We start from the raw sequence: 14,560 nt of genomic DNA, 5'->3' as shown, positions 1-14,560 counted from the left end.
CCGACGACTTGCCCGTCAGTTCACGCCTGATGCACAACACCTTTGACCGACAATAGTCCGCGAGCGAAAGCAGGGAATGTCAATACACGTCCATTGCCTTTGGACGGCGCTGCCGCGAAGCAGGCGTACAGCCGTCAATGGGCACGGCCGGCGATGCCTATGACAACGCGATGTGCGAGTCGTTCTTCGGCACACTCGAAGCCGAACTGCTCCGTCGCGAACACTTCGCGACCCACGAACAGGCACGGCGGCGTCTGTTCTCGTTTCTGGAGAGCTGGTACAACATACGCCGCCTGCACAGCAGCATCGGCTACTGTTCGCCGCTCGAGTTCGAAAACCTGCATGCGCAAGGTCAAAGCTTATCGCCGCGCGGGTTGTCCACCGCCAGGCAGCGTCGTGGTCGTGACAGGCGACCCGCCGCCCGGCCGTGGACCACCCGCGATCCAACATTATTGGCAGGTGCCACACCGCATTAAACTCAACTGCAGATCTATCCGTCGAACCGGTCAACCTCAGGTGCGCGCGTTCCTTTCGGCGCATGAATCAACAGTTTTCCTTCGATTCGCGCGCCATGGCAATGCCTAGCTTGGCAGTCACTTGCCGACCGAGTTGACGCGTTTTCACACCCTCGGTCCGATAGTACCCTTCGTTTAGCACGCTCCAGCGGGGGATGCGGTCACCGTCGCAGCGATGCACAATATTATGGAGGTGGCGAGCGCGCAATAACCACGCGCTAGTCATGATCTGGCGAAGGAGCGTGCGATGGGAACCATCGAAAACTCAACTAACCTGCTCACGAAACTCGGAATCGCCGTACCGATCATCCAGGCGCCGATGGCCGGTTGGGCTACCCCGGCGCTGGCGGCAGCGGTGTCCGGTGCGGGTGCGCTGGGCGCCCTTGGTCTTGGCGGCACCACTGCCGAGAGTGCTCGCGCCCTCATCCGCGAAACACGTTTGCTCACCGACCGGCCATTTAGTGTCAATGTCTTCTGCCACGTTCGCCCCGTCGCGGACCCAGCGCGCGAGGCCCGTTGGCTCACGTATCTGAAGCCGCATTTCGCGCGTTTCCATGCGCAGCCACCAACGGCCCTCGGCGCGGGGTACGCGAGCTTTGTCGACGACGACGCGATGTTGACGATGCTGTTAGAAGAACGCCCAGCTGTCGTCAGCTTTCATTTCGGGCTGCCACCCTCGCAAAAAATTGCCGCGCTACGCAACGCCGGCATTGTGCTGATGGCGACGGCCACCAATTCGGACGAAGCGGGCCAAATTGCGGCAGCGGGAATCGATGCCATTGTTGCGCAAGGGATCGAGGCGGGCGGCCACCGCGGCATGTTTGATCCGGCGTTGGCGGACGAACGGCTCGGTTCGATGGCTCTCGTCCGATTGCTGCTGCGCGAAACATCGCTGCCCGTGATTGTCGCAGGTGGGATCATGGACGGCGCATGTATCGCAGCTATGCTCGCGCTGGGTGCGCAAGCGGCCCAGTTCGGAACTGCTTTTCTTACCACGGCTGAGTCTGCTGCGAACGAAGCCGACCGTGCCGCGCTTCTTGACCGCCGAAGCAGGACCGTCTTGACAAGGGCAATCTCTGGCAGGCCGGCTCGTGCCATCGAAAATCATTTCACTAAACTCGGGCAAGATCCCGACTGCCCCCCGGTACCGGAGTTTCCGTTGGCGTTCGCGGCGGGCAAAGCGCTCAATGCTGCGGCACAGGCGCACGGTAGCTCGGAATATGCAGCGCAATGGGCGGGGCAGGCTGTACGCCTGTCGCGAGCAATGCCGGCTGCCGACCTCGTTGCCATACTCGTGCACGAAATGGTCTGTTCAATCACGTCGTTATCAGCTGACTCGTTATCACTTTCGGATTTCGGGGCATCGAAGTCGACTACTTAAATCGGTATGGTGCTCGGGCTTTCATCGCAACCGGCTGCGTTGAGCGGCGGCACGGTCATTGAGCGGGTGGTCTCGTCGCGGGAAGGAACTGCCGTCACCGGGCGCTTCCCCTTGCGTACACCTTGGATGGCCAGCCTCTGCGGTGATCGGCGTCGTTTTGAGACGACGGAAGATATATGGTTGATAACTGTTGAGGTCGGAAGTTATTTGCGTAATAGGTATAGTGAAAGGCCGCCGCTTTTGAATGAAAAATGGCCCAGAGCGGAAGGGCGGCCGGCGGTTTCAAGAGTGAAGCGCAACAGCGGGTTTAATGTTTAGAGGCTTGAGGTTGACTTGCCGAGGCAAGGGTCGCGGCGAAGACCTCGAATGGCGAATGGAAGGCATGAGTCGCGCGAGGTCGGCTGTTCAGACTGTCGGCGATAGCGTCAAGTTCGTCCTGACTGTAGACCGAAAGATCTGTGCTTTTGGGCAGATACTGGCGCAGTAGCCCGTTGGTGTTTTCGCAAGTGCCGCGTTGCCAGGGACTGTGGGGGTCGCAGAAGTACACTTTCACGCCGGTTGCGGCGGTGAGCTCTTTATGGCGCGACATTTCTTTGCCCTGGTCGTAGGTGAAGCTCTGCCGTAATGGCGCGACAATCGAATTGAGTTTGGCGGAGAAGCCCGCCAGCGCTGAAGCGGCGGTGGCGTCTTCCATCTTGGCAAGCAGCACCAGCCGGCTGGTCCGTTCGACCAGCACGCCTACCGAGGACTGGTTGCCGGCACCCTTGATGAAGTCGCCTTCCCAGTGCCCAGGCAGCAGTCGGTCTTCGATTTCGGGCGGCCGCACATGAATACTGACCATGTCAGGAATCTGTCCGCGCCGGTCTGTGCCCCGTGTACGCGGCATGCGCGTGCTGTGGCCATGGCGCAAGCACGCAATGAGCTGACGGCGCAGTTCGCCGCGCGGCTGGGCATAGATGGCCGTGTAGATGGTTTCGTGCGAAACCTGCTGGGTCGGGTCGGTCGGATACATACGCTTGAGTGTGCCCGATATCTGCTGGGGTGACCATTTCCACTCGAGCAGGGTGAGAACGATACGCCAGCAGACGCTTTGCAGGCAAAGCTTTGTGGGATGGCGACCCGCGCTGCGGCGTGCGGCACTGAGTGCTTCAGCCGACACGGACGCGTAGCCAGCGGGAGAGCTGTTTCGCGTCAGTTCCCGGCTAACGGTGGCCGGCGAGCGCCCGAGTATCCGGGCCATGGCCCGGATACTCGAACCCTGCAGATGCAGGCTTGCAATGGTCAGACGCTCTTCAGGTTGAAGTTGCTGGTACTGAGTTCTTTCGTGCATCGCAACACCTTATACGAGATAGGTGTTGCACTTCAGATTTGAGGCCGCTGAGCTAATCGCAATCGCCACATCTTAACAAATCGCTTATTATGGAAATATCTACCCACGCTGACAGGAATTAACGCTCTTTGTAAAAATTGCGTCGAGAAAATAAGTCAATCAAGTTGTCAAAGCATTCGGCGGCTTTACAATTGTCGTTTGACGTTACAAGCAATTAATTACAAGGTCGAAGTGCGCACGTCGCGCCGACCTACGTCTTGCCACTCATGCATGAGGATTTCGTACTTCAGACGGTCGAGCGCGCAGGCATCAAAGGGAAACTTTCGATTAATGGGACTGGCCCGGACGACAGCGCAGCAGGGCGGTTGGCATACATGCTTCGCCCTTCGTAGAACGAAGGGCGAGCTGTTGGCGATAGAGCGAGGCGCTCAACGGATGCTTTCGGGGCCGGGTAACTGCGCAGCTGGTCGGTGACGATTTTCTTCGGTACCTTGGAAGGCCAGCCAATACCCGTTTGAGGAAGCGTTTGGCAGCGGCCTTGTCGCGGCGCTTCTGAAGCAGGATGTCGAGTTCAATGCCGTGCTCATCGACTGCACGCCACAGCAGCCAAGGCTCGCCGCGCAGCGTCACGAACATTTCGTCGAGACGCCATGTGCTGCCCGGTTTGCGACGGGCAGTCTTGACCTGATGCGCAAAACTGGCGCCGTACTTGTCCGTCCACCGCCGAATCGATTCATGGCTGACAACCACGCCGCGCTCGAACAGTAGCTCCTCGATGTCGCGAAGGCTGAGTTGAAAGCGGAAATACCACCGAACCGCGTGGCTGATGACTGACGCCGGGAATCGATGGCCATGGTAGAGCGATTTCGTCTTCTTCATCACGTCATCCTAGACACTAGGCGAGCGCGGAGTACGACTGTCTGGCGGACAGCGCCAACGCATTGCGATCGCCCGCGCGATCCTGAAGAATCCGCCCGTCCTGCTGCTGGACGAGGCCACCAGCGCGCTCGACGCTGCCAGCGAACGCCTCGTACAGAAGGCGCTGGACAATGCCGCGCAGAACCGCACCACGCTGGTCATCGCGCACCGCCTCGCGACCGTACAGCAAGCGGACCGCATTGTCGTGCTGGAGCAAGGCCGCATCGTCGCGCAGGGCCGTCACGCCGACTTGCTTCTGAGCTCGCCGCTCTATGCCCAGCTTGCCGCCCTGCAGTTTGGCGAGCAGGTTGCGCATACGGGACAGAGCGACGCTGAGTGCGATCGCGTCGACTCGGCGTGAAGACACGATCCAGGTCGGCACGGGCAACCGCAGGGCTCCCAACGGATCGACATGACGCGGTAGCGTGAGGCAATAAGCGGCCATGACGGGACGTTCATCCGACGCGTAGTTCGGACATTCAGGCGACGGATCTGCTCTTATATCAGCCCTTGGAACCACGACGGCTCGACCGGCGGCAACAGGTTACGCTGCTCCCTAACAGCTAGCTCACGCTCGCGTATGGGTGATGCGAACAAAATTGCCTCATGAGTTCTTGTTGGACTGTCGTGGCGGCGGCATACTCGACGACAAAACAAATTACGGGGTGAGAGATGAGAAGTATCAAAGTTTTGATCGTGAGTGTAGTCGCGACTGCCGCACTTTTTGGGTGCGACAGTAAGGACGGTACGTCACAGCCCCCTGCGGAACGGGCCTCGACACCGGCAGCGGCCAACGAGAAGCCCAATAATGAGGCCAATGCTGCGCCTGTCGCGGCACAAGCCCCGCAGCGACCATCTGTGATGGAAGAATTGGTAAGCGCTGGGCAGGCTTTTGAGCCTGGGTCTTATGCCAAGGGAACAATTCCAAAAGGCGAGTACGCGTACGTTGGGAGGAGTGAGGGTTATTTCGGGGAAGAAATCAACGGACACATCATAGATAACCAAATCTTCCCGTCCTTTGGGTACGTTTTCGTACACGGTATCGGCGATATCAAGACAGACGGGTATCTGCTTTCGCCTGTCGCTTTGAATAAGTTAGGGTACAAAAGCGCGTCGGAAGTGTTTCGATCACTCACGAAGCAAGATGCTTACAATTTCTCAGGTATGTACAAGGTCGGGGCGGACCTTCCCGCAGGAAACTACGTCATAGAAAGCGCGGGGGCAGCCTACGTCTTCGTCAATACCGGCCCCGCGGGAAATGGTGAAATCGTCTGGAATGACAACTTCCATGGTACAAAGTCTGCCAATCTGACCAACGGCCAGTACCTCGAGCTTAACAATGCTTCGATTTCGCCGGTTCGCGCTACTGGGAGCAACGGAGCGCAAGCACCCGCCCAAGCGGCTCAGACTGCCGTTGAGTCAGCGCCGCCCGGTATTGAGACGGCTCCCCCACAGCAAGCATCGCAGCAATTCGCAAGGTCCCAAGCGATCGCCGATGTTATGCAGATCGGCGACTTCGATATCAATCTCCGGAGTTGCCCAGGGACGACCTGTTCAGCATTGGTCGTAATCCCGAAGCATGGGCAGGTCAGCGTCGATGCGACATCGATTCGCAACGTTACTGAAGCGTCAGGTGCACAGACGCCGTGGGCACGGATCACTTATTCTGGCCCGTATTGCGAACCGGCGACGCTGGATCAGCAGCGAGGGTGCGTCACCTTGCATGAGCCAGGCGACCCCGTCGTAGGCTGGGTGAACTTCCAGCGATTGTCGGCTGCTCCGACTAGCCAGTAGCCAGCAACGTGTTCGCCCACTGAGCGTTGGACTGGGAAGATGATGCGCATATCCGTGGAGTCAGGAAATAGGGCAACGCCGAAGGGCGACGTAAATCTGGCGAAAGGTGTCGAACGATGCGATGGCCGCCGAACTTCCGGGTTCGGCCACCAGCTGCCGTTCACGATTTGCGTCATATGGCCATTTGAGCGGCGGCTCCACATTTTGAACCAGCCATTGCGAATGCCGTGACCCGAGTGACTGCCGAGACTCGATGTCAGCAATTCCCGAGAACAAAGCGATCCCTGCGGCGGAGCCTTCTTCTACTGACTCGTTGGCGACATGCGCACGTCGATTTGCGTTTCGATTGTGTCAAACGCAGCTTCAAAACCTAATTCGGTGAGTATGCGCCTCCGGAGGAACCTCGGTCAAAGCCGATATTCCTCGATTTGGAGTTAGAAGGCCTTTAAGTTTAGTCACAGAGTGGCTCATTGAGATCATGAGGCGGCGATCAGCAGGCATGGGATTCGCGCATTGGTCCGCGCTGTGCGTTAGCAATCCGTGACCCAGAGGTCTAATTTTGACTGAGCTTGTGCGCGAAATGACTTGTTGTTCGACTGGAGGTCCCGTTTCATATTGCTTACCATGGGCTAGGTGGTAGAAGTCAAAACGCCAAATACACGATTCAAACGCGAACCTCGGCGGCGCGGGCTCACAATGCGGCACTAATTGAGTTTAGCCATTTGTTGTCATGGCGATGACGCGCGAGCGTGGCTGGCCGCCCCCGTCGCACTCCTGTAGTCTGCGAATCATTTCGGCATCGAATCCTTTTACATATAGGAATCCTGTACACCTTTGCCGACGGTTCGTATTGCATGCGCCCGCCCTCAAAACCCGAGCGTTTTCCGGTGTGATGACCAGTAGAGCAAGGAGAAACGAAATGTCATACGCGCTTTTTGACGGAGCAAAAAAGTGGCCCTCCGGCAGAGTGCCTTTTGCCATTGACGAGCTGTCGTTTCCACCCGGCTCACCCCAGCGGCTAAACATCGATAACGCGGTTGAGGCATGGAACACCACAGCAGCAGTCGTGCGGGTCGTTCCCCGCGTTGACGAGCGGGACTACGTGCGGTTCATTCCGGATGAGCTTGCCACTGCCTCTGTAGTCGGCCGCCGGGGCGGGCGCCAGGATATCAACGCCGCTTATTTCCCGGCAATCCCGGCCGGTGCGGGAGTGTCAGCGATTAATCAACTCGCGCATCAGGTCGACTGCTTTTACTTTGACGGCGCTGGCGCGCTGCGGGTTAACTGGGTTGTCGACATCGGCACGTGGACTGGACCGAATGCGCTGACCGGGGAGAATGCCGGGAAAGCCGGGCAGCCAATCGCGACCGCTCGTCAGTCAGCTTGACGACCAAATCGACGTGTTCTTTGTGGACAATAATGGCGTGGTGAATGTGATGTGGGTCGCGGACGCCGGGGCGTGGCAGGGCCCAGCGGGACTAACCCCGCCCGGGACTGCGGTGCCGAATTCACCCATTGCCACAGATCGACAGACAGATCACCAGATCGACATATTCTTCGTCGACGGCAAGGGCGTGGTCAACGTGATGTGGGCGGTGGACACCGGTAACTGGCAAGGACCGGTCGGGCTGACACCACCTGGCACCGGCGCACCGGGCAGTCAGATAGCGACGGCGCGGCAGACAGACAATCAGATCGACATTTTCTTCGTCGACGGCAAGGGCGTGCTCAACGTGATGTGGGTGGTGGACGCCGGTAACTGGCAAGGACCGGTCAGACTCACTGCCCCTGGTGCTGCTGTGGCCGGCTCGCCGTTGGCGACGGCGCGGCAGACAAAGAATCAGATCGACATCTTCTTCGTCGACGGCAAGGGCGTGGTCAACGTGATGTGGGTGGTGGACACCGGGAACTGGCAAGGACCGGTCGGGTTGACACCAGCTCGCACCGGCTCACCGGGCAGTCAGATTGCGACGGTGCGGCAGACAAAGAATCAGATCGACATCTTCTTCGTCGACGGCAAGGGCGTGGTCAACGTGATGTGGGTGGTGGACACCGGGAACTGGCAAGGACCGGTCGGGCTGACACCAGCTGGCACCGGCGCACCGGGCAGTCAGATAGCGACGGCGCGGCAGACAGAGAATCAGATCGACATCTTCTTCGTCGACAGCCTCGGGGGGCTCGACGTGATGTGGGTCGTCGACGCCGGTGCCTGGCAAGGACCCGTGGCATTCTTGCCTAACCAGTATGCAGCAGGATCGGTAATCCACGAACTCGGACATACCTTTGGACTGTTTCACGAGCATCAGCGGCCAGATTCGGGAGCATTCGTAAAAATCGTGGGTGGCGGGCCGCCTAGTTACGGGACGGTGTCCGGAGCCGCCCCGATCGGTCCGTACGACTGCGGATCGATCATGCACTATGGGCCTAGCAATACGCCGCCGACATTGCAGGTCATCAATCCAGCCACCTGCACCAACGTCGGCCAGCGCGTTGCTCCAAGCGCAGAAGACATTGCCGCCGTCGACTATCTGTATGGGCGGGTAACTACAGCTGGCGCGCCGGTCGTCGCCCGCGACCAGACGCCCGGCCAGCTTGATATTTTCGTCGCGGACCGCTTCGGCTCAGTGGCCGTTAAGTGGGTGCAAGGCGTTGGCGCCTGGAAGGGGGCCATCGAGATGAGCGCTCCGGGAAGCGTCACGCCCAGTCAGCCGCTGGCGACCGCGCGGCAGGGGGATCACCAAATTGACGTGTTCTTCGTTGACGGAAACGGTGTGGTCAACGTGATGTGGGTGGTCGATGGCGGAGCGTGGCAGGGACCTATCGGATTGACGCCGCCGGGCACGGCCGTGCCACGGTCGCAATTGGGTACGGCACGGCAAATGGATCACCAAATTGACCTCTTCTGCGTCGATAAAAACGGTGTTGTTAACGTGATGTGGGTGGTCGACGAGGGCGCGTGGCAGGGACCGGTCGGACTGACGCCGCCGGGGTCCGCCGGGCCGGGTGCGCCTATCGCGACCGCAAGACAAACCGAGAATCAGATTGACCTGTTCTTCGTGAACGGTCGCGGCGTGGTCACCGTGATGTGGGTAGTCGACGGCGGAGCGTGGCAGGGACCGATCGGATTGACACCCCCGGAGTCGGCTGCGAGAGGATCGGCATTGGCGACGGCCCGGCAAACAAAGAATCAAATCGACCTGTTCTTCCTGAACGGTCGCGGCGTGGTCAATGTGATGTGGGTGGTCGATGCCGGCGCGTGGCAAGGACCAGTCGGGCTGACCCCGCCCGAGTCGGCTGACGGGGGCGCGGCTTTGGCGACGGCCCGGCAAACGGATAATCAGATTGACCTGTTCTTCGTCGATCGCCACGGCACGGTCAACGTGATGTGGGTGGTCGATGCTGGCGCGTGGCAAGGACCAGTCGGGCTAACGCCCCCGGGTGCCACCCGTAGTGGCGCGCCCATAGTCGCGGCACCGCAGACGGGCAATCAACTGGACATCTTTTTCACCGACGGCAACGGTGCAGTGAACGTGATGTGGGTCATCGATGCGGGCGCGTGGCAAGGTCCACCTGTCATTCAATAGGCAAACGCCGGTCTAAGAGGATGGCCACCGGGCGAGGAGAACGTAACCGGCCGAGCATCTGTCTCTGTACTTGGGTCGACGAACGGCCGTTGCACCTCGAAAGCCGTCCCAAGATTGAGTTGGCTCGACGGACTGTAACGGGTGTGCGCCGTGAAAAGGTGGCGCTTTCCAGCGGGTGCAAGCCCCGCGCGGCAAATGCTCCAGCCGGAAGCAACCTATAAGGACTTTCCCTTTTTGCAAGCTTGAGGTTTATTCGGTCATTGATTGATTCCGATGTTGTGGCGGACACGATGGCAGATCGGCGGCGGGGCAGACTGCATACCTATAAACGGCCTTGTTGGGGCACTGTCGCTTCTGTGCCCGGGCCCGGATAGTAACCGCGCAGCAGGACTCCATCCGGAGCGCGGCGCCACGCATGAGATGCGTCGCCTGAAGCTTCCTCGAGTTCGCCTGCTGCCGGTCTGACCTGTCGCTATCCATGCCTGTTGCGTCCTAGTGTTGGGAGTGGCCCCTTTGGGGTGCTGTACGGTGGTGTCCTGTGTTTCGGGGATCGTGGTGCGGCTCACGAGTCACGACGGACGGATCGGGGTATGGGAGGGATCGAAGCGCTCGCCTTTGGCGAGGATCGCCCAGAGGATTCGCGCGTGTTTGTTGACGATGGCCACCAGCGTTCGATACCAGCCCGCCCGCGGGCGGAGCTGAACGATCCAGCGCGACAGCCGGTCTGTTCGTCGATGCGCACTCGTTAGGGCCGAGCGAGCACCTTGGAACAGCAGGGTGCGCAGATAGGTGTTGCCCTGCTTGGTGATGTGGCCGAGCCGGGTTTTACCGCCACTGCTGGCCTGTTTGGGCACAGAGCCAAGCCAGGCGGAAAATTGCCGTCCGTTCCTGAACACGCGCGCGTCACCGACAGTCGCGACGGCGGCCGACGCGGTGAGCGGCCCGATACCAACGATGGCCATGAGGCGTTGCGCGTTGGCGTCATGTTTGACCCGCGCGGCAATCTGCGAGTCATACCACGCGATCTGCTCGTCGAGGGCGTGGATGTGATGCCAGCCGGCGAGGAGCGCGGTGCGTGCGATACCGTCCAGCTCCGTGGTCCCGTCCTCCAGTGCCTCGACGAAGTGGTCACGGAACGCGTCGATGCCTTGCGGGAGGAACACGCCGAACTCGAACAGTTCGCCACGCAGGCGGTTGACGAGTGCCGTACGCTCCTCGACAAAGCCGCTGCGCATCCGGTGCAGCACCAGAACGTTCTGCTGGTCAGCGGTCTTCAGCGCGACGAAACGCATATGGGGGCGGCTCGCTGCTTCACAGATGGCTTCCGCGTCCAGCCGGTCGTTCTTCACGTGCTTTCCGCCTTTGCGGTACGCCGCGGCGAACTGTGGGGCGATCAGGCGGACTTCGTGGCCGAGCGCGCGAAGCTTTCGGCCCCAGTAGTGGGCCGCGCTGCAGGCTTCCATGGCCACCAGGCAGGGCTCGAGATTGGCGAACCATTCGAGAAACTTCTGCCTTGGGATCGCCTTCCTGACCGCCACGCGCTCCATTGAGTCGACTCCATGTACCACGATCAGGTTCTTGGCGAGGTCGACGCCGATACGAGTAATCTTCTCCATGACTTTCCCCTTCTCAGATGGGTTGCCAGCACCAACCATCGTGGCATATCGCTACGCCACGGAATGGGGAAAGTCCTTTCTAATTCGGAGCAATCGTGGAGGCAACGAAATGGCTGAAGCCTTCGGTGATGCGTGTCACAAATTGGTGACAGCGCGAGTGTGCAGGCCGTAACGCGAGTGAACGCCGAGCAAACCTCGAAAAGGTCGATGCGCAGGCCGACCCGACAACCCTATCGGGGAAGGCTGATACGGCTGGGCGAATGAGCAGGCTGGACGCCCAGTCGCTGCGCCGGGGTAGTGGCGACAGCATGTACACAAGGAAAGCGTACGCAACACGGGAAGTCCCTCGGCGTGGTCAGGGATGACCAACCGGACGCCCGTGAGGGACAGGCCGGGCGCCTTGGGATGACGGAGAGGCCCGTAGTACCGCTGAAGCCGGGTAATGCCGGTGGAGGGAAGGGGCCTCAGTTCAAGACGAACGCAATACGTAGTGAGGACGTGGAGATTGGGCAACCTATCAACTCCGATTCGTGTTCAGAAGCTGCAGATGGCGTTACACGCGAAAGCGAAGGCAGAAGCCGGGTATCGCTTCTACGCGCTGTACGACAAGATCTATCGCGAGGATGTGCTGGCGCATGCGTACGCCCAGTGTCGCTCGAACAGGGGCGCGCCGGGTGTCGACCGGCAGGACTTCGCGGATGTTGAGGCGTATGGGGTGCAGAAGTGGCTCGGCGAACTGGCGCTTGCGCTCAGGCAGGAGAATTACCGGCCGGACCCTATCAGAAGAGTGTTTATCCCGAAGGCCAATGGCAAGTTGAGGCCACTGGGCATCTCGACCTTGCGAGATCGGGTGTGCATGACAGCAGCAATGCTGGTGCTCGAACCGATCTTCGAAGCGGACCTTCCATCAGAGCAGTACGCTTACCGCCCGGGGCGCAACGCCCAGCAAGCGGTGACCGAGGTGGAGGAACGGCTGCATAGAGGGCAAACGGACGTTGTTGACGCCGACCTCGCGGACTACTTCGGAAGTATTCCTCACGCCGACTTGATGTTGTCGCTCGCGCGACGCATCGTTGATCGGCGGGTGCTGCATCTGATCAGGATGTGGCTGGAATGCCCCGTTGAAGAAACCGATAACCGAGGCCGGAAGACACGTACGACGGAGGCCAGGGACAGCAGACGTGGCATTCCGCAAGGATCACCCATCTCACCTTTACTGGCAAATATGTATATGCGCCGGTTTGTGCTGGCATGGAAGAAGCTTGGACTTCAGCGCAGTCTTGGCGGTCGCATCGTGACCTATGCGGACGATCTTGTGATCTTGTGCAAGCGGGGTAAGGCCGAAGAGGCTTTGTCGCGACTGCGCGCGATCATGAGCAAGCTGAAGTTGACGGTCAACGAGGAGAAGACACGAATCTGTAAAGTGCCGGAAGGCGAATTCGACTTCCTGGGTTTTACGTTTGGGCGGATGTACTCAGCGACAACTGGTCAGGCCCGCATGGGCATGCGCCCGTCGAAGAAGAGTATCCGGCGCATGGTCGAAAAGATTCATGCAATGACCGCCCTCAAGACGGCATGGCAAGAGACCACGGAACTGGTGGGCAGGTTGAACCGCACGCTGCGCGGCTGGGCGAACTACTTCCAGGTAGGGAGCGTTAGCCGGGCATACCGTGCACTCGACAGCTACACCGCGACGCGGTTGCGCCGGTGGTTACGCAACAAGTACAAGCTCAGACGTCGCAGGGGCGGGACCTATCCATCCTCGCACCTCTACGGGCACTTCGGTCTCGTACGTCTGAGCGCCCGCGGGGGCGTAGCCTGGCGTGTGTGACGGCGTGAGGTCTTGTCCGAGAGCCGGATGCGGGAGATCTGCATGTCCGGTTCGATGAGCGGGGTGTGGAAACGGGGTTAGGGTGAAGTTATTCGGGCACCGCCAGACGAAAGGGGCGGCAACAGACAAACCGAACCTACCGCTACCGCGCCACATCTCGACTCTACCGGCTCATGCCTTTTGCATCGCGTTCGCGGCCAAGATGAACGTCGCGCTCGGTCGTCGGGCGCTGATCGGCCAATTTCGGCCACTCGACGCCTTGGCGGTAATCGTCAACAATCGAACTCTTCGCGCTGCGGCCGCGAGGCCGGTGCAAACATTCGCAAACTCGACGTCTAAATTCGAACTAAACGAAACTATGGAACCGCTTATTTCTGTTGCATGGCTACAAGAAAACCTGACAAGACCGGACCTCATCATTCTGGAGGCAGGCCTGCCATCGGCGGTGTCAGCTGGTGCAGTACCACCGCCTGAGGACGAGGGAATTCCAGGATCCATATACGTTGACCTCAATAAGTATTTCGCAGACGAGGATCAGGTTTTACCTCACATGCTAGCCACACCATACAAATTTTCGGAGGATGCGCAGGCGCTGGGAGTAAATCAAGACCATACGATCGTTGTGTTCGATAAGTTTGGCATTTACGCAAGCCCGCGACTGCGGCTCGCATTCAAGGCCATGGGGCACGACAAGGTCGCGGTGCTCAATGGTGGCCTGCCTGCCTGGCGAGCGACCGGTCCCACGAATGCACCGAGTCAGGTCGGCTCGCGCAGACAGCCAGGCAACTTCGTTGCGAACTTTCGACCGAGGGTGTTTTGCGACGCTGAATCTGTCTGCGAAGCGATGCAATCCGCTGACCATGCGATTGTCGATGCGAGGTCTTCGGGGCGATTCAAGGGAACGGCTCCCGAGCCTCGTGCGGGCCTGCGTGGCGGACATATCCCAAGCGCAGTAAATATGCCCTTCGACTCCGTGCTGGATCAAGGCGTTATGCGTTCGGCGGACGAATTGCAAACAATCTTCGACAGTCATTCTTTAGCATCGAAGCGACTCATTTTTAGTTGTGGCTCCGGAGTGACGGCGTGCGTTCCCGCCCTAGCGGCGGAGGTGATCGGCGTAACCGATATAAAGGTATATGACGGCTCTTGGTCTGAATGGGGTGCCCGCCATGACTTGCCAGTAACCACCGACTAATTGACACGCTTAGTCCCGCTTCACTGACGGGGAACCGGAACTCGCGGGATAGCGTTCGAGTCGGCTACTCGCAGCGCAAGCCACTACGCCCGCGAATGACCGTTCAAGAGAAATGCGAGCGGCCGGAACGGGTCGAGGGTGTGTGGAAACGCATGCGAAATGCGGTGCTCGAAAAAATTGACCCTCCAGACCGCTCTGTATTGGCCTAGTGCCAACTCGGGAAGGGTATAGCGACACCCAAAAACCGAGTACTTTGGCGTTTTCACACATCCTCGGTCGACATGAGCCCGATTGGATTTTATGCAATCTGAGCTAGGGGCAGTTGACCATCGGTCGCTAAGTGGACGGTCGCATTCGGACGATCGGCTACTTTGCAGCCAAACTATAAGTATTATC

8 protein-coding genes and 3 pseudogenes are annotated in these 14,560 nt (G+C 59.6%); 8 read left to right on the top strand and 3 right to left on the bottom strand.

Going from position 1 to position 14,560, the window contains the following annotated elements:
- Positions 1–80: 80 nt before the first annotated feature.
- Positions 81–344, top strand: a pseudogene (locus OKW44_RS11030) (transposase); the annotation flags it as partial.
- 418 nt (positions 345–762) lie between these two features.
- On the top strand, positions 763–1,896 hold the full coding sequence (locus tag OKW44_RS11025; protein WP_429410138.1) for an NAD(P)H-dependent flavin oxidoreductase: 1,134 nt from the start codon (positions 763–765) through the stop codon (positions 1,894–1,896).
- 307 nt (positions 1,897–2,203) lie between these two features.
- Here OKW44_RS11025 and OKW44_RS11020 read toward each other — a convergent pair whose 3' ends face one another.
- Entirely contained in the window at positions 2,204–3,226 is a 1,023-nt protein-coding gene (locus tag OKW44_RS11020) for an IS30 family transposase (RefSeq protein WP_429410135.1), read from the bottom strand.
- Positions 3,227–3,644: 418 nt separating this feature from the next.
- Positions 3,645–4,105: pseudogene (locus tag OKW44_RS11015) on the bottom strand (IS6 family transposase); the annotation flags it as partial.
- 16 nt (positions 4,106–4,121) lie between these two features.
- On the opposite strand from OKW44_RS11015, the pseudogene OKW44_RS11010 reads away from it, so the two are divergent.
- The 4 genes and pseudogenes from OKW44_RS11010 to OKW44_RS10995 all read left to right on the top strand — a co-directional run.
- Positions 4,122–4,505: pseudogene (locus OKW44_RS11010) on the top strand (ATP-binding cassette domain-containing protein); the annotation flags it as partial.
- A 311-nt stretch (positions 4,506–4,816) separates the two neighbouring features.
- Positions 4,817–5,938: a hypothetical protein gene (locus tag OKW44_RS11005; protein WP_162634094.1), complete on the top strand. Its 1,122-nt coding sequence runs from the start codon at positions 4,817–4,819 to the stop codon at positions 5,936–5,938.
- Positions 5,939–6,857: 919 nt separating this feature from the next.
- The gene (locus tag OKW44_RS11000) at positions 6,858–7,325 is read left to right on the top strand and encodes a M12 family metallopeptidase (protein WP_018424357.1); all 468 of its coding nucleotides are present in this window, start codon (positions 6,858–6,860) and stop codon (positions 7,323–7,325) included.
- Positions 7,276–9,522: a beta propeller lectin gene (locus OKW44_RS10995; RefSeq protein WP_429410131.1), complete on the top strand. Its 2,247-nt coding sequence runs from the start codon at positions 7,276–7,278 to the stop codon at positions 9,520–9,522. Before OKW44_RS11000 ends, OKW44_RS10995 begins: the two co-directional genes overlap by 50 nt.
- 569 nt (positions 9,523–10,091) lie before the next feature.
- On the opposite strand, the gene OKW44_RS10990 is transcribed toward OKW44_RS10995, so the two are convergent.
- Complete coding sequence (locus OKW44_RS10990; protein WP_280784104.1) at positions 10,092–11,138, bottom strand: IS110 family RNA-guided transposase; 1,047 nt, start codon at positions 11,136–11,138, stop codon at positions 10,092–10,094.
- A gap of 442 nt (positions 11,139–11,580) precedes the next feature.
- On the opposite strand from OKW44_RS10990, the gene ltrA reads away from it, so the two are divergent.
- Entirely contained in the window at positions 11,581–12,969 is a 1,389-nt protein-coding gene (gene ltrA, locus OKW44_RS10985) for a group II intron reverse transcriptase/maturase (RefSeq protein ID WP_348524888.1), read from the top strand.
- A 202-nt stretch (positions 12,970–13,171) separates the two neighbouring features.
- Positions 13,172–14,164, top strand: a complete 993-nt coding sequence (locus OKW44_RS10980) for a sulfurtransferase (RefSeq protein WP_051103844.1) — start codon at positions 13,172–13,174, stop codon at positions 14,162–14,164.
- The last annotated feature ends 396 nt before the right edge of the window (positions 14,165–14,560 follow it).

It is taken from the genome of Paraburkholderia lebeckiae, from assembly GCF_050436325.1.
In the GTDB taxonomy this organism is placed as follows: domain Bacteria; phylum Pseudomonadota; class Gammaproteobacteria; order Burkholderiales; family Burkholderiaceae; genus Paraburkholderia; species Paraburkholderia tuberum.
Note: the sequence above shows the minus strand (reverse complement) of the source record. Positions and strands in the feature narration are given on the sequence as shown.